General features: G+C 39.9%; 22 protein-coding genes and 1 other annotated feature. Of the genes, 4 read left to right on the top strand and 18 right to left on the bottom strand.

Going from position 1 to position 21,171, the window contains the following annotated elements:
* Positions 1-84: 84 nt before the first annotated feature.
* The 5 genes from OS139_RS12240 to yfmF form a co-directional block, all read right to left on the bottom strand.
* Positions 85-1,326, bottom strand: a complete 1,242-nt coding sequence (locus OS139_RS12240; RefSeq protein WP_002296026.1) for a competence/damage-inducible protein A — start codon at positions 1,324-1,326, stop codon at positions 85-87.
* Between the two features lie 239 nt (positions 1,327-1,565).
* The gene (gene pgsA / locus OS139_RS12235) at positions 1,566-2,144 is read right to left on the bottom strand and encodes a CDP-diacylglycerol--glycerol-3-phosphate 3-phosphatidyltransferase (RefSeq protein ID WP_002298210.1); all 579 of its coding nucleotides are present in this window, start codon (positions 2,142-2,144) and stop codon (positions 1,566-1,568) included.
* A 208-nt stretch (positions 2,145-2,352) separates the two neighbouring features.
* The gene (locus tag OS139_RS12230; RefSeq protein ID WP_002310444.1) at positions 2,353-3,276 is read right to left on the bottom strand and encodes a RodZ domain-containing protein; all 924 of its coding nucleotides are present in this window, start codon (positions 3,274-3,276) and stop codon (positions 2,353-2,355) included.
* A 491-nt stretch (positions 3,277-3,767) separates the two neighbouring features.
* Entirely contained in the window at positions 3,768-5,054 is a 1,287-nt protein-coding gene (gene yfmH, locus OS139_RS12225; protein ID WP_325066959.1) for an EF-P 5-aminopentanol modification-associated protein YfmH, read from the bottom strand.
* Positions 5,047-6,315, bottom strand: a complete 1,269-nt coding sequence (yfmF, locus tag OS139_RS12220; RefSeq protein WP_002287428.1) for an EF-P 5-aminopentanol modification-associated protein YfmF — start codon at positions 6,313-6,315, stop codon at positions 5,047-5,049. The genes yfmH and yfmF overlap by 8 nt, the downstream gene beginning before the upstream one ends.
* A 251-nt stretch (positions 6,316-6,566) precedes the next feature.
* Here yfmF and mscL point away from each other — a divergent pair, with 251 nt between their 5' ends.
* Positions 6,567-7,028, top strand: coding sequence for a large conductance mechanosensitive channel protein MscL (gene mscL / locus OS139_RS12215; protein WP_002332255.1), 462 nt, complete (start codon positions 6,567-6,569; stop codon positions 7,026-7,028).
* 59 nt (positions 7,029-7,087) lie between these two features.
* Here the strand turns inward: mscL and OS139_RS12210 are convergent, their stop codons facing one another.
* The 12 genes from OS139_RS12210 to OS139_RS12155 all read right to left on the bottom strand — a co-directional run bounded on the left by OS139_RS12210 (position 7,088) and on the right by OS139_RS12155 (position 17,469).
* The gene (locus OS139_RS12210) at positions 7,088-7,534 is read right to left on the bottom strand and encodes a GNAT family N-acetyltransferase (RefSeq protein ID WP_002297374.1); all 447 of its coding nucleotides are present in this window, start codon (positions 7,532-7,534) and stop codon (positions 7,088-7,090) included.
* A gap of 92 nt (positions 7,535-7,626) precedes the next feature.
* On the bottom strand, positions 7,627-7,872 hold the full coding sequence (locus tag OS139_RS12205; RefSeq protein WP_002287434.1) for a Veg family protein: 246 nt from the start codon (positions 7,870-7,872) through the stop codon (positions 7,627-7,629).
* Positions 7,873-7,986: 114 nt separating this feature from the next.
* Complete coding sequence (locus OS139_RS12200) at positions 7,987-8,565, bottom strand: sigma-70 family RNA polymerase sigma factor (protein WP_002287436.1); 579 nt, start codon at positions 8,563-8,565, stop codon at positions 7,987-7,989.
* A gap of 76 nt (positions 8,566-8,641) precedes the next feature.
* On the bottom strand, positions 8,642-9,172 hold the full coding sequence (locus tag OS139_RS12195; RefSeq protein WP_002332254.1) for an NYN domain-containing protein: 531 nt from the start codon (positions 9,170-9,172) through the stop codon (positions 8,642-8,644).
* Between the two features lie 3 nt (positions 9,173-9,175).
* Positions 9,176-10,036 carry a 23S rRNA (guanosine(2251)-2'-O)-methyltransferase RlmB gene (gene rlmB / locus OS139_RS12190; RefSeq protein WP_016628020.1) on the bottom strand — a complete coding sequence of 287 codons (861 nt, stop codon included), beginning with the start codon at positions 10,034-10,036 and terminating at the stop codon, positions 9,176-9,178.
* Entirely contained in the window at positions 10,029-10,424 is a 396-nt protein-coding gene (locus tag OS139_RS12185) for a Mini-ribonuclease 3 (protein WP_002332252.1), read from the bottom strand. Before OS139_RS12185 ends, rlmB begins: the two co-directional genes overlap by 8 nt.
* The gene (gene cysS, locus OS139_RS12180) at positions 10,421-11,833 is read right to left on the bottom strand and encodes a cysteine--tRNA ligase (protein WP_002322772.1); all 1,413 of its coding nucleotides are present in this window, start codon (positions 11,831-11,833) and stop codon (positions 10,421-10,423) included. The genes OS139_RS12185 and cysS overlap by 4 nt, the downstream gene beginning before the upstream one ends.
* Positions 11,830-12,366, bottom strand: a complete 537-nt coding sequence (gene epsC, locus OS139_RS12175; RefSeq protein ID WP_002287446.1) for a serine O-acetyltransferase EpsC — start codon at positions 12,364-12,366, stop codon at positions 11,830-11,832. Before epsC ends, cysS begins: the two co-directional genes overlap by 4 nt.
* 85 nt (positions 12,367-12,451) lie before the next feature.
* Positions 12,452-12,691, bottom strand: a binding site (T-box leader).
* A complete protein-coding gene (gene gltX, locus OS139_RS12170; RefSeq protein WP_002287447.1) occupies positions 12,688-14,148 on the bottom strand; it encodes a glutamate--tRNA ligase in 1,461 nt (486 codons plus the stop codon). Its footprint overlaps the feature before it by 4 nt.
* Positions 14,149-14,317: 169 nt before the next feature.
* The gene (locus tag OS139_RS12165) at positions 14,318-15,475 is read right to left on the bottom strand and encodes a PIN/TRAM domain-containing protein (RefSeq protein ID WP_002287448.1); all 1,158 of its coding nucleotides are present in this window, start codon (positions 15,473-15,475) and stop codon (positions 14,318-14,320) included.
* 33 nt (positions 15,476-15,508) lie between these two features.
* Positions 15,509-16,879 carry a DNA repair protein RadA gene (gene radA / locus OS139_RS12160; RefSeq protein ID WP_002287449.1) on the bottom strand — a complete coding sequence of 457 codons (1,371 nt, stop codon included), beginning with the start codon at positions 16,877-16,879 and terminating at the stop codon, positions 15,509-15,511.
* A 62-nt stretch (positions 16,880-16,941) separates the two neighbouring features.
* Positions 16,942-17,469 (bottom strand): dUTP diphosphatase, encoded by a 528-nt coding sequence (locus OS139_RS12155; protein ID WP_002287450.1) that lies wholly within the window; start codon positions 17,467-17,469, stop codon positions 16,942-16,944.
* 229 nt (positions 17,470-17,698) lie between these two features.
* On the opposite strand from OS139_RS12155, the gene proB reads away from it, so the two are divergent.
* The 3 genes from proB (at position 17,699) to OS139_RS12140 (ending at position 20,169) form a co-directional block, all read left to right on the top strand.
* Positions 17,699-18,505 carry a glutamate 5-kinase gene (gene proB, locus OS139_RS12150; protein WP_002287451.1) on the top strand — a complete coding sequence of 269 codons (807 nt, stop codon included), beginning with the start codon at positions 17,699-17,701 and terminating at the stop codon, positions 18,503-18,505.
* Positions 18,502-19,749 (top strand): glutamate-5-semialdehyde dehydrogenase, encoded by a 1,248-nt coding sequence (locus tag OS139_RS12145; protein ID WP_325066958.1) that lies wholly within the window; start codon positions 18,502-18,504, stop codon positions 19,747-19,749. Before proB ends, OS139_RS12145 begins: the two co-directional genes overlap by 4 nt.
* Before the next feature lie 75 nt (positions 19,750-19,824).
* Positions 19,825-20,169, top strand: coding sequence for a hypothetical protein (locus OS139_RS12140; RefSeq protein ID WP_002332250.1), 345 nt, complete (start codon positions 19,825-19,827; stop codon positions 20,167-20,169).
* Between the two features lie 254 nt (positions 20,170-20,423).
* On the opposite strand, the gene OS139_RS12135 is transcribed toward OS139_RS12140, so the two are convergent.
* The gene (locus OS139_RS12135) at positions 20,424-20,750 is read right to left on the bottom strand and encodes a hypothetical protein (protein ID WP_002287453.1); all 327 of its coding nucleotides are present in this window, start codon (positions 20,748-20,750) and stop codon (positions 20,424-20,426) included.
* Between the last annotated feature and the right edge of the window lie 421 nt (positions 20,751-21,171).

Here is a 21,171-nt window from a genome sequence, read left to right as displayed (position 1 = left end):
AAATCAGAGCAACATTTCATTATCCTTATCATATCTTTTTTAGTGAAAAAAAGCAAGAAAAAACCGAACAAATATTCGCATTTATCATTTTCTTAAAAGCTGTTTTCTCAAAAGATCAAATCCTTGCATAACCGCATTATATCTGATAGCAGCACGATCTCTGGCAAAGTGATATTTTTCCGAAACCACGCCGTCTTTAGATGAAATAGCGATCCATACTGTTCCTGCAGATTGACCTTCTAACGTGTCCGGTCCAGCCACTCCGGTGAAAGCTACACTGTAATCTGTTCTTGCTATCTCACGTGCTTGAATGGCCATCTGCTCCACACATTCTTTGCTGACTGTTCCATATTCTGCTAATAGCTCCGGATCAATCTCCAGAAAACCAGCTTTTGTTTGGAGCGAGTAGGTAACGAATCCACCTGGAAATACTTCAGATACACCAGCAATATCGCCCAATGCGGCTTGGAAGGCACCGGCTGTCAAACTTTCCGCTGCTGTTACAGTCTGCTTGTTTTCTTTCAGTAGTTCCACTACGACTTTTGCTAGCGAATTATCATCGCCGTATCCATAAAAATATTCCCCTACTCGTTCTTGGATTTTTTCTTCTAATGCTAAAAGAGCTTGATTCCCTGCCTGAACATCATTTGTTTTCACTGTCAGTCGTAATGTCACTTCATTTGGTTTGGCATATGGTGCGATCGTTGGATTGATCTGTGTCTCAATCAGATCTTTTAGCTCAGTGACCAGTCGCGATTCACCAATCCCATAAAAGCGCAAAACTTTAGAAATTAGTTTTTCTTCAGAAGGAAAACGTTCCTCTAGTAAAGGACGTACTTGTTCCACAAACATTGGTTTCAACTCATTAGGCGGACCTGGAAGAAGGATATACGCATGTGTATCTGTTTGATAAAAAGTCCCTAAAGCAAGCCCTGTACGATTTGGTAGAGGAACCCCGCCTTCGATAATCTGGGACTGTTGCAGATTGTTTTTGGTCATTTTTCGATGGGTTGTTTCAAAATATGCCAATAATTTTTTGTATCCTTCCGTATTTTGTATGAGAGACTTACCGAGGTGAGCCGCAGTTGCTTCTTTTGTCAGGTCATCTTCTGTCGGTCCTAATCCGCCACATAAGAGTATGAGTTCACTTCTTGTTTCAGCTAGAGCAATCAACTCTTCTAAACGCTGCTGATTATCTCCTACAACTGTTTGATAATAAACTTCGATACCTAGATCAGCTAGCTGTTCTGACAAGAAAGTGGCATTCGTATTCACGACTTGTCCTAGTAAAAGTTCTGTTCCGACAGCTATTATTTCTGCTTTCATTACTTCCCGCTCCCTTATATAGTATACGCTGTATTTTTATATTTTTTTATTTAAAAAGAGGGCAAGGAGCTGTGACAAAAATCTTGTCACAGCTCCTTGTTCCAAATAAACAGTGTTCTCCTGCCAAAACCTCGGTCATAAGTCACAATATACATAAAACATGAAAAGCTGTTTTTTGAAATTATCCCTTGTGACTCAGAGTTAGACGGCAGGCTCACAACCTCTCCACTAAACGATACTTACATTGATCCTTTGAACACACCGCTGTTTTTGATGAAGTAATCCACACCTGAATAGATAGTAAAGATCAGACAAGCATAAAGCATGATTTGATCTACTGGAATACCGATCAGGCTGAATGGGATATTATTGATAAACAGCAAGATAATAGCAACCATTTGTGTAGCCGTCTTGACTTTTCCCGGCCAAGCTGCAGCCATGACTTCTCCATGTTCGACAAGTAGTAAACGCAAGCCTGTGACGGCTAATTCACGACAGACAATGATCGCTACTACCCAACCAGGGGCCTTTCCTTGGTCAACCAACATGATAAAAGCAGTCATAACTAGCATTTTATCTGCCAACGGGTCCGCAAACTTGCCAAAATTAGTGACAAGGCCTCGCGCACGGGCAATTTTTCCATCTAACCAGTCTGTGATACTAGCTAAAGCAAAAATAACTGCACCTACTAGCTGTGTGACAGCCAGTGTGGTGTCTCCTACGTTAAGTTGTCCCCAATCTAAAGGTAAACCTACAACCAAAATGAAAATCGGGATCATACAAATTCTAAGTACAGTTAATTTATTTGGTAAATTCACACTATCGACTCCTTTCTTCCCTATTCTACGTGACTATCAGCGAAGTTTCCACCGATATTATTTACTTTTCCAAATGAATTTATTCAAAGGAGTATTTTTATTGAAATTGATCTTTATGAATTAACGAAGAAGGATCGCGACACAGATTTGTCACGATCCTTCTTTTTTATACCTGCAAGTAAACAGATGCGTAAACTAATTTATACGATCACTCTGCGTATTGAAGAGTAAGGTTCACATTTTTTGGACTCTGATTGTTTTCCCCTGGATTAACTGGTACGGATTCTCCATTCGCTTTGATCGTCGCATTGCTTGCTGCACCGATCGTAATGGTCGCATTGGCCGCTGTTTCCGGTAACACGGTACTTTGTGTTTCATTTGCTGCCAGTGTTCCTTGATAAACATAAGCATTGTCTACTAGTACACCGATCCACACACGATTAACAGCGGTAAACTCAAGAGTGACAGGCTTGGTAGCATCTGTAATATTTACTGCGATGGCACTGCCGGAATCCTCTCCTGCAGCTATTGCCATTTTCTTTTCTTCACTTGATTCTGTTGTTGACTCTACTGTAGAAGACTCTTGGGTCTGCGTGCTTTGCTCTGAGGAAGAGGACTCCTCAACTGATCCTTCTACTTTGAGCGAAGAAGCTGTATCGCCGATTATTGGATCAGCTTGACGATCTTGCCAAGTCATATAGCCTACGACAACGACGATTGCCAAAGCGACCAATCCTAATAAAATGACAGGAAGACTTGTCCAAAAACGACTTGGATGCGATTCTTCTTGATGTATTGCTTTTCTGGAAGTACTTACTGTTTCAGGCTGCGGACGTTCAGGGACCGATCCTGTCAATTTGCTTTTTCCATCAAAAACATCGACTAAATGGTCTCCATCTTCTCCTACAGCTTCAGCGTATTGCCTAATAAACGCCCGTACGTAAAACTTACCAGGCAATTGATCAAAATCATCATTGTCGATTGCTTCCAAATAACGTTTTTGAATTTTTGTAATCTGCTGTAATTCATCTAAAGATATCTTTTTATTCAGGCGTGCTTGCCGTAATTTTTCTCCGATGGTTTCAAAAGCCACTCGTTCATCTTCTCCAGTCTGTTTGATTCTCCGAAGCATCTGCTGTTGCAACGAAAGACGTTATGTTTGGGGCTGTGACAAAAGTCGTGTCACAGCTCCTTTTTTCCGAATAAACATTGTTCTCCTGCCAACTCCTCGGTCACAAGTCACAATATCCAATAAATATAAGAAGCTGTTTTTTGAACTTGTTCCTTGTGACTCGGAGTTAAACGGCAGGCTCACGACCTCTTTCTTAAACGGTGTTCCAGAAGTAGCTTCTTCGGCAATAAGCCGAAATATCACAAAAATTTGAGAAGCAATTTTCGTAAATTCCTTCTTATTTCTTGAAGCTGACCACTTCTGTCACAACCTCTTTGATTACTTCGTTTGATTTTATTTTAATATAAGTTGATTAAAAGAGAGCATGATTTGTTTTATTTTCTCACTAATTTTTCCAACACAACTAAGAATACCATAAAAGCTGATTTTGGAGGAGGTTCCTACTACAAGTCTAAAACGAAATTTAAGACTTTTCCTCATAAAATACTGGTTTATTTTGGTCTCATGTAAAACTCGCTGAAGGCCTCTTCACTTATAAATGCTTCCCCAGCTGCCAGTACGTCTTTCATTTGGATCGAATCGATGATTTCAGGAAGATCAAATAAAGTTCGATCGCCAAATAAACTTTGCGTAAATTGATTGGCAATATATTCGATCGAATTTAATGATTGGAAATATTGTCCAAGCATTTTCTTCTTCAGCAAATCGAGATTTGTTTCTGACACTTCCGGATCATCAGCGAATCCAAGAATGATTTCTTTGACTTTTTCTGCTGCTTTCTCTGGTTCGTCCGTATCTCCGCTGAAGTCCGCAAAGTGAAATTCACGATCCAAGCTGAATTCAAAACCAAAGCTGTCATCGATAATTCCTTGATTGTACATCGCTAGATAGTTTCGAGAAGTATTGCCTAAAATCATTTGGAACAACAGATTGATTGCTGTTTTATAGCGTAACAGTTCTGTTCCTTCTTGCGGCAATGTGTCTAATCCTTTAATACCAAGTACAAATTTATCTCGTGTAATGGCTGCTTCCAATGCACTTTGTTTGATGATTTCTTTTGTGTTTTCAGGGAAATAACGTACAATTTCTTGCTTTGGAGGGAAATTTTTTGCTTCTTGGTTTTCCCGAATAAGTTTCATCAATTTCTCAGGCTCCATCTTACCAACTACAAATAAAACCATATTGCTTGGCTGATAAAACGTCCGATAGCACGTATACAAGTCTTGAGCTGTGATTTTGTCGATACTTTCAACCGTGCCCGCAATATCGATATGCAATGGGTGTGTAGGATACAAGTTATTTAGTATGCCAAAAAACATCCGCCAGTTAGGGTCGTCTTCATACATTTGGATTTCCTGACCGATGATTCCTTTTTCCTTGTTTACAGTTTCTTCTGTGAAGTAAGGTGCTTGTACAAAATCGATCAGAGTCGTCAGATTCTTTTCTACCTGATCCGTCGTAGAAAACAGATAGCTGGTTTTCGTAAAACTTGTGAAAGCATTGGAGGAAGCTCCTTGTTTCCCAAATAATTGAAAGACATCACCATCTTCTTTTTCAAACAACTTATGTTCTAAAAAATGGGCAATTCCATCTGGAACTTTCACCTTTTCTTTTTCACCATAGGGAATAAATTCGTTATCGATCGAACCATAATTCGTACTGAACAAACCATATGTCTTGTGATAGTCATTTTTAGGCAACAAATACACGGTCAAACCGTTTGGCAGTACTTCATGATAAAGTGTTTCATTGATTTGCTCATATTCTGTTTTATTCATTTGCATTTCCTCCTGCTAAAAAGAAGATCGCCTGCAATTCGATTTGCTCAGCCACTTGTTGTATCTCTTTGATTGTCACGCTTTCCATGCGTTTCAACCATTCTTCATCAGATAATTTTGTTTCTGGCAGCCAGCTGTCCAAAAAAGAAGCTTCGATTGCTGCTTGAGGAGAGTCTAGAGAAAGCAGATATTGGTTTCTCAGCATTGCTTTTGTCTGAGACAGTTCCAACTCTGTTATTTCACCATTTCGCAAACTTTCTAATTGCTCGTGAATCAGATGAAGTACTTGATTTCGGTTCTTTTCATCGATACCGGTTTGGACACTCATGAACCCTCGGAACGTATCCACGCTACTAGAGGCATAATAAGCTAGACTTTCTTTCTCTCTGACATTCATGAAAAGTTTAGAGTGAGGAAAACCGCCAAATAAACCGTTAAAGACCATTAGCGCAAAACGTTCTGGTTCATCGTAATACACATTTGTCTGATAAGCTAGGTTCAGCTTTGCTTGAACGATTGGCTCACGTACTTGTCGTTCCTTCACGATATTCACTTGAGGCTGGGTATAAAACAGATCGGGATAAACTGTTTCCCGCGACTCAAATGGTAATTGCCCAACTGCTTCAGCTGCTTTGTCCGGATCAACATCGCCGACAACAAAAATGTCGATTTGATCATTTGCCATCATTTCTTGATAGTAGGATGCTAGCGAACTAGCAGTGATCTTGTCCAGATCTTCGACTACGCCCAACCCTGGGATCTTTTGTTCCGGGCTGTTTTCAAAATAAAGTTCTTGCAAGGCATAGGAAGCAAAAGTTTGTTTATCTTCCTTCAAACTTTCCAAATATAGACGCAGATTGTTCTTTTCCAAGTCAAACGTCAACTGATCAAACTGATGATTTTTAATATTTGGATAAAATAAAACCTCTTTTAAAAAATCTACCGCTTGAGAAAAAAGGTTTGGATCATTGACATATTCACCATTCACAAAACTGATCCCTGCGTTTAGCCAATGTAAATTTCCTTTTTTTCTAACTGATAATCCAAAGCTTGCGCCATAAAGCTCTGCAAGTTGCGCACTTAACTTTGTCTGATCCGGATAATTCAAACTATTTGTTTCCAACATGCTGCTGAGAAGTGAACGTTTCGTGATGACTTCTTGTTGCAGACGCGCAGTAAAACGGATAAAAATCCGGATCGTTTTGTATTGTTTTGTTGGTAAGACATGAAGATTCACGCCTTCTGCCAATTGATACACCATATTTATATGCTCCTTTTCACAGCTGATTGCCCGCTTACTCTTTTAATGGGTCAACCTGCCTTTTTTACTTATTCCTCTGCTTGAAATTTATAAGTTCAGGCAATTCGCCGTTTTTTCTAAATGATGTTACACTTTATAGTATAGCATAGATGTTTTTTATCAAAAGAAACAGACGGCTAAAAGCGTATATTGTTTTTTTATTTTTTATTTTTCGATATACTAAAGACAAATAAAAGAAGGGAGGGTCATTCATGATCAAAGAATTCAAAGAGTTCATCATGCGTGGAGATGTCTTGGATCTTGCTGTCGGCGTTGTTATTGGTAGTGCGTTTACAAGCATCGTAAACCAAGTGGTGCAAGGCTTGATCACACCACTAATAGGTTGGTTTGTCGCAATGATCACAGGTACTTCTGATTTAGAAGGAGCACTTTCAATTCTTGACTGGTCGCCGACAAAAGGCGTCACATTTGCGTTTGGTAACGTTATTAGTGCTATCATTACATTTCTGATCACTGGTTTTGTCTTATTCTTAGTTGTCAAAGCGGCAAACCGTGCGAAGAATTTACGCTCCAAAGAAGAGCAAGTGGAAGTGGAAGAAACTCCTACTGCAGAAGATTATCTTAGTGACATACGCGATCTTCTTGCCAAACAAGTGGCAGAAGACAATACACATCCAGTAGAGCAAAAAAATCTTTCCGATACTTCTAAATAATAAAGAATCTAAAAAAAAAGAAAGCCGATTTTCAGTGTCGGCTTTCTTTTTTTAGATTCTTAACTTGCTACTTGTTCCTTTTTCATGTCGATATGTGGAATATCATCTTCCAAATACACATCTGAGATTGCCTTGAATCCAAACGACTCATAAAAAGCTTGTAGGTATTCTTGTGCGCCGATCACGATTGGTTTTTCTGGAAAATTTTTCTGGATCATGTTAATCGTTTCTTGAACAATCTTTCTTCCTAAACCATCTTTACGGTTGTCCTGATGAACAAGGACACGTCCAAAATGGATACTCTCCGCTTCTTCATATACTCGCGTGTAGGCAAGGATCTTCCCATCAGTATCTTGAAAAAACGTATGCCAAGCTTGTCCATCAATGTCATCAACTTCTTGATAAGGACACTGTTGTTCCACAACAAAAACTGCGATTCGTTCTTTGACGATCGCGTAAAACTCTGCTGTTGACAATTCTTCAAATTTCTTTACCTGATATTCCACTAAGCAAACGCCCCCTGCTTTTTTATTCTTAGCATACCGATTCGCACACAAAAAAGCAAACGAACCTTACGAATCTCAGGCTCGTTTGCTTTTTAAACTGCTTCAGTTAAAAATTCGATCTCAACTGTCCGAGTAAGTACATCTGAATAGCTGTAAGATACTCGTTCAAAAGAATTTTCTTCAGGATCCAAATCAACAACGAATACTGAAGGATAGGTTTCTGTTAAAACGCCGCGGCGTTCTGTTTGACGCTTTCTTCCTGTCTGAGCAACCAACATGATTGGGCTGCCGATACGACCTTCTAAATCTTTCTTGATTGAAGCTAAAGTTGTTGGCATACAGTTCACCTCTACTATCAACTATACCACATATTTTTAAAATTTTCAAGTTTACCATAAAAAAAAAAGAAATGCAATAAAAATAAATAAGAAGCTCATTAAGATTTTTCTAAATTATTCCTCATTATAAAATTTCAAGTGTTTTTTTATTTTGAGTTTTACTCTCCCGTAAGCGCTCATTACTTGCTTGTGATCCATTGCTAAACATTCAGCCATGTCTACAAAATCAACGCCTTGCATATAATAATGAAAAATTTTAGCTTCTATTTTTGAAAACTGGATTTCGCAATTTTCGATTGCTTCTTTTAATAAAAGATGCTGAATCGCTAAAGGTTCTTGCAATGTGATCTCTGCTAAAAAGTCTGGTCCTTCTGTCTCTATTTTTTGGTCGATTGAGACTTCATCTTTTTGATCACGACGCTTCAGCGCGTTCTGCTTCCTCAATAGAGAATAGATTTGATTGCTTATAATGCTTTTATAATAACTTCCAAAGCTAACACCTTTGCTTTTTTCGTAAGTTCTCAATGCCTGATATAAAGCGATCCTTGCTTCTTGTTCCCAATCCTCTGAAACATAATTTCTTAAATAATAGGTGTTTTTCAAACGTAGTAAAAGTGGAAAATATTTTTGATACAGGGCAGCAAATGCTTCTTCGTCACCATTACGTGCAGCGCGCAATAACTCCTCAGACATAAAATAATTCCTCCATAAATTCGTTTATGGAGGAATCTTATCATCAATGATTCATCGAACTGATTAGAACGATATGTTATTTATTTTTTCTCATTAAATCGTCCAATTTTTGGGACAATTTTTTTAACTGCTCTTCATTCCATGGAGAATTACGTCGGAAATCAATAAAATGCATATCTTTATTTTCTTGGGCTATTGTTTTTTCCGTTTTTTTTATCGTCTTATATAATTCATAAGCAGAAGTTCGTAATGCTCCTTGGGAAAAGATCATCCACTGTTCTGCTAAATCGCTTGTCGCCACTGTCACTTGTGTCAAACGGTCATTCAGCTGACCAGCGATTCTCTCGATATAACTGTCAGCCGTTTCGTCTTCTTTCGTAAAAACAACATCCAACTGGTATTTCTTATAATTTTGTTGGATGCCCGGAACTAATTGGGCATCGAAGACAACGATGACTTCTAGTCCTTCATATTTCGCATAATTTGATAAACGATGTAAAAGAGCTTCTCTTGCATCCGCCATTTTGTACTGCTTTTTAAGCTGGACAAGTTCCGGCCACGAACCAATCATGTTGTAGCCGTCTACAATCAACAGCTGTTTTTTCATGGTCTACTCCCCCTGACGTTGGGAAAAAGCCTGATACATAAGCAAACCAGCAGCAACACTGGCATTTAAGCTCTGGACGTGCCCGGTCATCGGGATCGTCAGCAATTCATCCATTTCTTTTTTCAATCCTGGACTCATTCCTTTGCCTTCATTACCAATGACTAAAGCAATTGATCCTTTGGCATTCCATTTTTGGAAGTTTGTGCCGGTCATATCTGTGCCAAATACCCAAAATCCTGTTTCTTTGAGCTGTTGCACAGCTTGTACCAAATTCGTCACGCGTGCAACAGGGACATGTTCGACTGCCCCAGTGGAAGTCTTTGTTACGATAGGTGTGATTCCAACTGCTCGGTGTTTTGGTATGATCACACCATCGACGCCACTTGCGTCTGCTGTCCGTAAAATCGACCCAAAATTGTGTGGATCTTCGATGCTATCCAAAATCAAAAAGAAGGGGTCTTCTTTTTTCTCTTTTGTTCGTTCAATCAGTTGGTCAAGGGATAAATATTCATAAGGTGTAATCGCAAGAACGACTCCTTGATGCACGCCTTGATCGCTCAAAGTTTCTAATTTTTGTTTAGGAACCCATTTGACTGGCACAGCTTGTTCACGTGCGATTTCTTTCAGTTCTTCTACTTTTTCTCCTCGTGAATCTTCTTGAAGAAAGAGTTTATTCCCTCGCCCTTGTTGTAGCGCTTCTACTGCGGCATGGTGTCCAAAGACGAAATTATCTTCTAATGCTTCTTCATTTTGATCAGAAACTGACTGATTTCGTCCAGTTTGCTTTTTATTTGGATATCTATTTTGTTTTTTGTCTTCAAATCCACGTTTCGATTGATGTTTGTTTGTTCTTTCTTTACCCATTTTTTTCACCAACTTTCTGAATACACCAGCGGATCAATTCTTCCATCCGCTCGGTTTGTTTTGTCAAATGCAGATAGCCCATGAGCGCTTCGAACCCTGTTGCGACCCGATACGTCGTAACATCAGCATTTTTTGCGCTCGTATGGCTTTTAGCATTTCTTCCTCTGCGATAATAAAGTTCTTCTTCCTCTGTCAAAAGATGTTCTTCCAGCATTTGCTGAATCAAAAAGGCTTGTGCATTCGCAGAAACATAATTCGTTGCCGCACGATGCAGCTTATTGGGTTTTGTTTCTCCTTGATCAATCAGGTGGTCACGAACATAGATTTCGTAAATCGCATCTCCAACATAAGCCAAGGCTAAACCGTTCAATTGTGTGTGATCTCTCATGCTTCTCTTCTCCATCGGGTTCCTTGCGGTGTATCTTCTAATAAGATCCCTTTTTCTTTCAACAAATCACGAATTTCGTCGCTTCGGGCAAAATCACGATTGCTTCTTGCTTGATTTCGTTCTTCGATCAATTGTTCAATCTCTTCATCTAATAACTCTTCTGCTGTAAATAAAATACCGAAGATCGAAAGCCATTGCGAGAATAAAGCTTCTCCTTGTGCCAAGACAGCGGCAGAAACTTTCGGCTGGTCTAGATAAGTGTTCAGCCACTTAGCAAGCTCATAGACCACTGTGATCCCATTTGCTGCATTAAAATCATCGTCCATTTCTTCGATGAATCGCTGTTCTAAATTTTCTAACAAAGCGATTTTATCCGCATCATCTGCCAAATTCTCTGAGGCAGTTTCTTGGCGGAACTTCAAATTGTCAAACGTATTCTTCAGTCGTTGTAAATTGGTGGCTGCTTCTTTCATCGTCGTTTCACTGTAGCGGATCGGACGACGGTATTGTGTGGTCGCCATGAAGAAACGCAAGACTTGTGGATCAACGTTTTTGATCATTTCATGTACAGTGATGAAATTCCCTAGAGATTTACTCATTTTTTCATCGTCTTCGCCAATCGTTACATAACCATTGTGCATCCAGTAATTAGCGAATTTTTTCCCTGTTTTCGCTTCACTTTGTGCGATTTCATTTTCATGATGAGGAAATTCTAAATCTTGCCCGCCACCATGGATATCGATTGTTTCTCCTAAATGTTTTGTTGCCATAACGGAACATTCAATGTGCCAACCGGGACGTCCTTTGCCCCATGGTGAATCCCAAGAAATCTCGCCAGGTTTTGCTTGTTTCCATAAAGCGAAATCTAATGGGTCTTCTTTTTGCTGCTGTTCTTCCCCTGTACGCTGACTTGCTCCGACTTCCAGTTCATCGATGGATTGGTCACTTAATTTCCCATAATTTTCAAATTTACGGGTACGGTAATACACATCACCTGAAGATTCATAAGCATAGCCTTTTTCAACCAACACTTGAATAAATGCTAAAATATCTGGCATATGATCCATGACTCTTGGATGCAGTGTAGCAGGCTCGACATTCAACGCTTTCGTATCTTCTTCAAATGCTCGGATGAAACGATCAGCAACTTCTGGTGCTGTAATACCTAATTCGTTTGCTGTACGGATGATTTTATCGTCTACATCCGTGAAATTCGATACGAAATCGACTTTATAGCCTCGATATTCAAAATAGCGTCGAATTGTATCGAAAGCAATGGTGCTACGAGCATTTCCGATATGGATATAATTATACACAGTCGGTCCGCAGACATACATACCGACATGTCCCTTTTGTATAGGGATGAATTCTTCTTTTTTTCTGGTCAATGTATTGTAGATTTTTATCATTCTGATCTCCTCACTTTTTCTCCTTTGATTCGAACGACTTTTGCTGGTACTCCTACCGCTGTAGCGTCGTCTGGAACATCTTTCAACACAACGGCACCTGCACCGATTTTGGCGTTTTTTCCGATCGTTACCGGTCCTAATATCTGCGCATTCGCAGAGAGCATGGCTCCTTGTTTAACAGTTGGATGTCTTTTACCCGTTTCTTTTCCTGTACCGCCTAATGTTACGCCATGGAATAAAATCACATCGTCCTCGATTTCTGCGGTTTCGCCAATGACGATTCCCATTCCATGGTCGATGAACACGCCAGTGCCAATCGTTGCTCCTGGATGGATCTCAACACCTGTCAGGAAACGCCAGAATTGAGCATTGATCTTCGCCAATAAAAAGAGCCGGTGCTGATATAAAAAATGAGAGAAACGATGCCAAAACAAGGCATGAAAACCAGGGTATGTCAAAACGATCTCAGCTGTCGAACGTGCAGCCGGATCGTTTCTCTTTGCTGCATCAATCGCTCGGGTAAACCAACTCATGACTTTCCACTCCTTTCGTAAGAATTTTATGTAGGAAATCATCTTCTTATAAAGAAAAGAAGCGCCTTTTAAATAAGTTTCCTTATCAAAAGACGCTTTCCGCGTGGTTCCACTTTTCTTCATAATCAATGATTATCTCTGACAGCTAACGCCTGTTATACGTTCTTGGCTACTTTGTTTCCTATAAAACAGTTTTTCCTGTTTTCTGTGTTTCGCCAAGACCACTCCCAGAGGCATTTCGGCAACCATTCATTGATACCTTGCACCACCCGGTATCTCTCTTGTAATGATCAGCTGCTTACTTTTTTCTGTTCATCGTGTTTAGTTCAGTACTTGATTTAAATGTGCTAATGATTTTTCACGACCAAGCAATTCGATCGTTTCAGGCAATTCTGGACCATGCATTTGTCCTGATACAGCTACACGGATTGGCATGAAAAGATTTTTTCCTTTTACGCCAGTTTCTTTTTGAACAGCTTTGATGGCAGCTTTGACAGTTGGAGCATCTACTACTTCCATTTGTTCTAGCTGTGCTTTGAATGCGTGGAGAACAGTAGGAACTGTTTCACCAGCAAGTACTTCTTTTGCTGCTTCATTCAATACAGGATGTTCATTGAAAAATAGCGTAGACAGATCAACGATTTCTGCAGCATAGCTCATTTGAGGTTGATACAGGCTAACGATCTTCTTCACCCATTCGATTGTCTTTTCATCTGGATTTTCTGCTACACGTCCATCAGCGATTAGATAAGGCAGACACATGTCAGTAAATGCATCTAGATCCATTGCTTTGATGTAATGGTTGTTTACCCATTGCAGTTTTTTCGCATCGAAAGCTGCGGGTGATTTACTTAGGCGTTTTGGATCGAACATTTTGATCAATTCTTGGTGTTCGAAGATTTCGTCTTCGCCCACAGGTGACCAGCCCAATAATGCAATAAAGTTGAACATTGCATCTGGTAGATAGCCTAATTCGCGATATTGTTCGATAAATTGCAAAATTGATTCGTCACGTTTGCTTAGTTTTTTACCTGTTTCACTGTTGATGATCAATGTCATATGTCCGAAGGTTGGTGGTGTCCAGCCAAATGCTTCATAGATCATCAGTTGTTTTGGTGTATTGGCAATATGGTCATCTCCACGTAAAACGTGAGTGATTTTCATCAAATGATCATCGACCGCAACAGCAAAATTATAAGTTGGCATACCATCGCGTTTTTGGATGACAAAGTCGCCACCGATATTATCGGATTCGAACGAAATAGCGCCTTTCACCATATCTGTAAATGCGTATTCTGTATTGCGAGGCACACGGAAACGTACAACAGATTCTAGACCTTGTGCTTCTTTTTCTGCTTGTTCTTCAGGTGTCAAGTTCGCACATGTTCCTGCGTAATGAGGCATTTCTCCTCTTGCGCGTTGTGCTTCCCGTTCTGCTTCTAATTCTTCTTCTGTGCAATAGCATTTGTATGCTCGATTGCTAGCAAGCAACTGATCAATCAGCGGTTGATAGATTTCTTTACGTTCAGATTGACGGTAAGGGCCGTATTCTCCAGGATTTTCAGGAGATTCATCCCAATTCATTCCCAACCAAGCAAGGTTTTCCAACTGGCTTTTTTCGCCATCTTCGATATTACGTTTTTGGTCAGTATCCTCAATACGAATAATAAAGTCTCCATCATTGTGGCGGGCAAACAAATAATTGAATAATGCAGTTCTTGCATTTCCAATATGCAGGTGCCCAGTTGGACTTGGTGCATAGCGTACGCGTACTTTCGTCATTTTCTTCCTCTTCTTTCAAACTAGACTTTGACTAACAGCAAAAATTCCGTCAGTTACGGCTTCTCAAATATCATTTATTTAAAGCCACTCAGCACAAATTTTACCTTTTCTAAGGTAAATAGTAAAGCCAACTGGTTGAATTTCCTTACCAGTTGGCTGAATTTCTTTTTTATTTTGATTGTTTAGTCTTTTTCTCTGTCTCTTTTTTATTGTCGATTCCTCGTCCTGCATGTGCAGGTTTAGCAAAGATCATGCGTCCAGCAGCTGTTTGAAGGGCACTTGTTACAACGACTTCGATACGTTCATTCATGTAATGCTGTCCATCTTCTACGACAACCATCGTGCCGTCATCTAGGTAGGCTACTCCTTGTTGGCGTTCTGTCCCGGCTTTTACTACTAGAACATTCATCGTTTCACCAGGGATGACGACTGGTTTTACGGCATTTGCCAACGCATTGATATTAAGAACAGGTACATTTTGGAATTCAGAAACTTTATTCAAGTTATAGTCATTGGTTACAATGACACCATCTAAAAGCTTAGCCAATTTGATTAATTTGCTGTCTACTTCACTGATATCTTCAAAGTCTCCATCGTACATTTCGACAGATATACCCTCTTCTTTTTGCAAGGCATTTAGGATATCTAATCCGCGACGACCACGCACACGTTTCAAACTATCCCCTGAGTCCGCGATGTATTGTAGTTCGTAAAGAACAAAATTAGGGATCATCAAGGTTCCTTCTAAGAATCCAGTCTTTGTAATATCATAAATCCGACCGTCAATGATCACGCTTGTATCCAAGATTTTATATTTATGGAAATTTTCTCCTGATTTTCGTTCTAACAGTTGACTCTCAACTTGACTAGCTGTTTCTTGCTCGATTTTTTTGCTTCGTGAACCAAAAACTTTCTTCCATTCTTCGATTCGTGTCGTTCCCATTCTCAATCCCAGATAGCCTAAGATGATCATCAGTAAAATCGGCAATACACTATTGACGAATGGAATTTCCATATTGTAAAGAGGGGTCGAGATCACAACACCTAAAGTCAATCCGATGATCGCACCGATCGCACCGAAGAGAAGATAAGTCAAGCTGACCTCACTTAGTTTTTGTTCTACTTGTTTGATAATAGCTGAGATATGTTTGGCCAACAGCAAAGATAATAAAAAGAAAATAAGTGCGCCTAACAGGCTGTTGGTAAATGTATTATTCAGCCATCCGTTTGACTGTTGACCGATTGCCTGCCAAGCTGAGGGTAAAAATGAAATACCCAAGCTTGCGCCGACAATGATCATCAGCAAAGTAATGACACGTTTTTGCATCGTTTTTCCTCCGTTTCGACAATCATTTATTAGTTAGCGGAACACACGCTTCAACGTTTCAGCCAAAGTTGCTACTCCAACTATCTCGATTCCTTTTGGCGCTTCCCAGTTACCTAAGTTGTTTTTAGGTAGGTATACTTTTGTGAAGCCGAGTTTTTGGACTTCTTTGACTCGTTGTTCAATATGACTGACACGTCTGATTTCTCCAGTCAGTCCAATTTCACCGATGAAACATTCCGTTGGCTGTGTTCCTTTTTCTTTATAGCTTGAAGCAATACTGACAGCGATAGCTAAATCAATCGCTGGTTCATTTAATTTTACCCCACCTGCAGCTTTTAAGTAAGCATCTTGATTCTGAAGAAGCAACCCAGCTCTTTTTTCCAGCACTGCCATGATCAGAGATACCCGATTGAAATCAAGACCTGTTGTTGTTCGTTTGGCATTTCCGAACATAGTAGGTGTGACTAATGCTTGGATCTCTACCAAAATTGGACGTGTCCCTTCCATTGCCACAACGATAGCAGAGCCAGTTGCACCGTCTAGGCGTTCTTCTAAGAAAATCTGTGAAGGATTAGCGACTTCTTCCAATCCATGCTCATGCATTTCAAAAATCCCAATCTCATTCGTTGAGCCAAATCGGTTTTTTACTGCTCGCAAAATCCGAAAACTATGATGTTGTTCACCTTCAAAATATAACACCGTATCCACCATATGTTCTAACATTCTTGGGCCGGCGATCGAGCCTTCTTTGGTAACATGACCGACGATAAAAATGGCTATCCCATTTGTTTTAGCGATTTTGAGTAGTTCTGCAGTGGTTTCTCTTACTTGGCTGACACTTCCTGCCACACTTGTGATGTCTGGCTGCGTCATCGTTTGGATGGAATCAATGATAACATAATCAGGGGAGATATGTTCGATGGCACGACTGATTTCGTTCATATCTGTTTCAGCGTATAGATAAAATTCTGTGTTGATACTTCCGAGGCGTTCCGCGCGTAATTTTATCTGCTCTGCGCTTTCTTCGCCGGATACATATAAAACTTTTCCGCCTATGGCTGCTAATTGCTGAGAAACTTGTAACAGCAAAGTGGATTTCCCGATACCTGGATCGCCACCAATCAAGACCATAGACCCTGGCACCACACCTCCGCCTAACACACGGTTCAGTTCTTCTAATTTTGTTTTGATCCGAGGTTCTTTTTTAGGGACGACGTCTGCGATTTTTGTTGGTTTTGCTTTTTCTCCTGTCAAACTTGTCCGAGTTCTGCGGTCCGTTGTATCTTGTTCGATTTCTTCGACCATCGTATTCCATTTTCCGCAATTTGGGCAGCGTCCCAAGAACTTAGGCGACACATACCCGCAATTTTGGCAAACAAATTGTACTTTTGATTTTTTTGCCATTGTACCGCCTCCTTTTATCCTAATCATGAGACATTAAATCAAGCTTAAGTATCTTTAACGTTTTATTTACTGGAAGAACCAAATCCGCCTTGACGTTGAGCAGTCGTTTGATCTTGATCTGCTTTTAAAAACGGCAAAAAGATCCCTTGACCGATACGCTCGCCTTTTTTGATCACTACATCCTTGAAACCAAAGTTGGTGAATTGGAACATGATATGGCCTTCATTTGCCTCATTATTGTAATAATCACTGTCAATCACACCTACTCCGTTTGTCAACACTAAAAACCGCTTCAACGGATTGCTTGAACGGTTAGCAAGCTGCAAAAATTCATCTTCTCCCATGTAAGCTTTGATTCCAGTAGGCACGAGGGTTGGTTTCAATTGTTTTTCATTTTCTGATACATCTTTTTTCAATCCATCTGCGACTGTTTCCAACCCCTTTTTCCAGCCTGCTTTCCAGATACTTGGAATCACGACCTCTTCTGCTGCTTCAAAATCATAGCCAGCAGCATGATGTGTAGCGCGCTGCGGTAGATTGATATTTTGATCTTTATATTTAGAAATAACTTCAAATCCTCTTTTTCTCACCGGTTTTCCTCCCTAAATAAACTACTCCTATTCTAACATATCCGAGGCTGTAAAAGACTTTCTTTACAAATTCTTCAAGAAATTCTGCTATCTTAAAGTAAACCATTAATTCGTTCTTTTTCCAAACGACTGCAAGTTGTACAAAAAAACTATTTTTTACATGACTTTACTCGTCAAAACAAGTAGAATAGAACGAAATTAATGAGTGGATATTTGATTGAGGTGTCACATGCGTAAAGAAATTAAAAATGCAAAACGAATTATTGTCAAAGTAGGAACAAGTACATTGATTTATCCCAATGGAAATATCAATCTTGCGGCAATCGATCAGTTAGCTTTTGTCCTTTCTGATCTTAGAAATCGGGGAAAGGAAGTGATCTTAGTCTCATCAGGAGCTGTAGGCGTTGGTATGCATAAATTACATTTGTCAGAACGTCCGACTTTGATCCCTGAACAGCAAGCTGCGGCGGCTGTTGGTCAAGCCGAACTGATGAATATCTATAATCAAAGATTCAGTGTATATAATCAACAGACGGCACAGATCCTCGTGACAAGAGACGTGGTAGATTATCCTGAAAGTCGTAAAAATGTGAGGAATACATTGGAACAGCTTTTGATTATGGACACGATCCCTATCGTGAACGAAAACGATACTGTAGCAGTGGATGAATTAGATCATCTGACAAAATTTGGCGATAATGATCAGCTGTCAGCCATCATGGCAAAACTTGTCGCGGCAGACCTTTTGATCGTCCTTTCTGATATCGACGGGTTTTATTCAGATAATCCGACTACAAATCCCGAGGCTCAGATGTATCGCTATATCGATAAAATCGATGAAAAGATTCTGGCACAAGCAGGTGGTGCTGGTAGCACATTTGGAACAGGCGGTATGCAGAGTAAATTAAAAGCCGCTTCTAGGATATTTGAAGCAAACAGCGCAATGATTTTAGCAAATGGAAAAAATCCGGCAATTATTTTTGATATTCTTGCAGGAAAAGAAGTAGGTACTTTATTTAAGGAGGACTTGAAATGACTGACTTGATGCAATTAGGACAACAGGCAAAAGATAGCGCGCAACAACTAGCACTTATGCCTACAAACCGCAAAAATGAGCTACTTGTTCAAATGGCACAAACCATCAAAAAGAATCAACAAGCGATCATTGAAGCAAATCATAAAGACTTAGAAAAAGCAGTCGAAAACAATATCAGTGAAACGATGCAAGACCGCTTGCAGCTGACACCTGAGCGAATCAATGCCATGGCTACAGAGATCGAAAAAATTGCTTCGTTAGACGATCCTATTGGAAAAGTAGATGAGATGTGGACGAACACCGACGGATTGAGAATCGGCAAAAAGCGCGTGCCACTAGGCGTAATCGGCATCATTTACGAATCTCGTCCAAATGTCACGACAGATGCAGCTAGTCTAGCATTCAAATCAGGGAATGCCGTTATCCTTCGCGGTGGCAAAGAAGCATTCTTCTCGAATCAATTATTAGTCCAATTATTGCAGCAAGTACTGGTCAGTGCTGGCGAATCTCCTTATGCCATCCAGTTTGTCGATGATACTTCTCATGAAACTGCAGGACAGTTGATGCGATTGACAGAATACTTAGATGTGCTGATTCCTCGAGGCGGAGCAAAATTAATCCAACGAGTCAAAGAACAGGCAACGGTACCTATCATTGAAACAGGTACAGGAAATAATCACGTATATATCGATAAAGAAGCACAGTTATCTATGGCAGTGAACATCATCGTCAATGCAAAAGCTTCCCGTCCATCTGTCTGTAACGCGGCAGAAACATTGCTGATCCATTCTGAGATCGCACCTTTTTTCTTGCCAGCTATTGAAAAAGAACTGGTAGAACACGGGGTCTCTTTACGTGCGGATGCTCGTGCGTTAGAATATCTAGAGACGGCTGCTTTAGCAGAAGACACAGATTGGGATACTGAATATCTAGATTATATCCTTGCTGTCAAAGTGGTCGATTCTTTGGATGAAGCAATTGCACATATCAATCGGCATAATACTAAACATTCAGAAACGATCGTGACAGATAGTTATGAGGCTAGTCAACGTTTCTTAAATGAAGTGGACGCGGCGGCTGTCTATGTCAATGCCTCCACTCGTTTTACAGACGGATCGGTATTTGGTTTTGGTGCAGAGATTGGTATCTCTACTCAAAAGTTGCATGCCCGTGGTCCAATGGGGTTAAATGAATTAACTTCCACAAAATATATCATTTATGGCGATGGACAAATCCGCGAATAATGTTTCGTGTGAAACATTATTCCCGCCTTTTGCCTTTTTTCTGTAAAGGTTCTATCCAACTAGAAAGGTGTCAATATGTTTGAAATTTTAATGATTTTTTTTATTTACCTTATTTCTCTGAATATCGCTGCTTTTCTGGGAGTCGGTATTTTATCCCTTTTCTTTCAATTCAAAAAACGAAGCATAGGGAGTCAACGGGAAAAATGGTCGCAGTATTTTGACAAAATCGGGCCAAAAGGGCTGGTTACACGCTTGCACATTAGTTACATGGTTGCATTATGCTTATTAGCGACAATCAATTACTATTCTTTTTTCGATCATTCAATCGCTTATACGATTACGCTACTGATTGCTGGGATTTTTCACTTATCTTATAAATATCAGCTGAATAAAAGCCACTTGAATCGGACTTTCCGCTAAAAAATATCCGTACGATAAGTAGAGTGCCTTGAAGATCGGCAAAAAACTGCCGGACTTTTTAGAGCGTGGGACAAAAGTAAAGAAAAACTTTTGTCCCACGCTCTAAACATGTATAAACGGCGGGAGCAGAAGCAACTCCTTCGGAAATAAGCTGAAATTCACAAAAATTTGAAAAGCAATTTTCGTGAATTTCTTCTTATTTCTTGGAGTTAAACGCTTCTGTCCCAGCCTCTTCCCATATAAACGGTGTTCGCCTACCAGCTGCCTGGTAAATCTGTTTCCTCTTCGTTAAGAAGCGAAAATCCGTCAAATGTTTCGCCATCATAATAACGAAGCAGCTCATCCATGGACAAGTTCATCGTTTTTTCTTTTTCTTCTTCCGCTGATTCAGCCAGTAGCTGTTCCCGATACACCTGATACATACCAGCTATTTTTTGCTGCATCGCTTTTCTAGTTTCACCTTCCGCATTGATTATTGGCAATTCTTTGATATAGCCACGATAAATCAACCGATCATCTGAAAATTCAATGGGTAATTCAACGAGTGTCAACCCGACTTCCTGAAAATATTCTTCCAGCATCTATTATCCCCCCATTCTTTTTCTTAAATGAATTTTAGCTTACCTACTGAAAATTTTCCAGTTTCATTATTTTGAGAAAAAAAGGGAATGTGACAAAAATCGTGTCACATCCCCTTTTTCCGAATAAATGGTGTTCTTCTGCCAACTCCTCAATCATAAGTCACAATATTCAACAAACATGAGAAACTGTTTTTTGAAATTTTTCCTTGTGATTCAGAGTTAAACGACAGTCTCACAACCTCTTGGTAAACGGCGTTCAATCAGCTGACCCTCGGTATTAGCTCAAAAAACGGTAAAATATGAGAAGCTATTTTTCCGTTTTGTTTCTCTAATACTTAGGATAAAACGCTGATTTTACAACCTCTGTTAAACGGTGTTCAATCAGCTGTCCTTCGGTATTAGCTCAAAAAACGGCAAAATA

Origin of the sequence: Enterococcus sp. E4-223 (assembly GCF_035727065.1) — a bacterium.
GTDB lineage: Bacteria > Bacillota > Bacilli > Lactobacillales > Enterococcaceae > Enterococcus_B > Enterococcus_B faecium.
The sequence above is the reverse complement of the archived record's forward strand: the minus strand, read 5'-3'. Positions and strand labels throughout refer to the sequence as shown.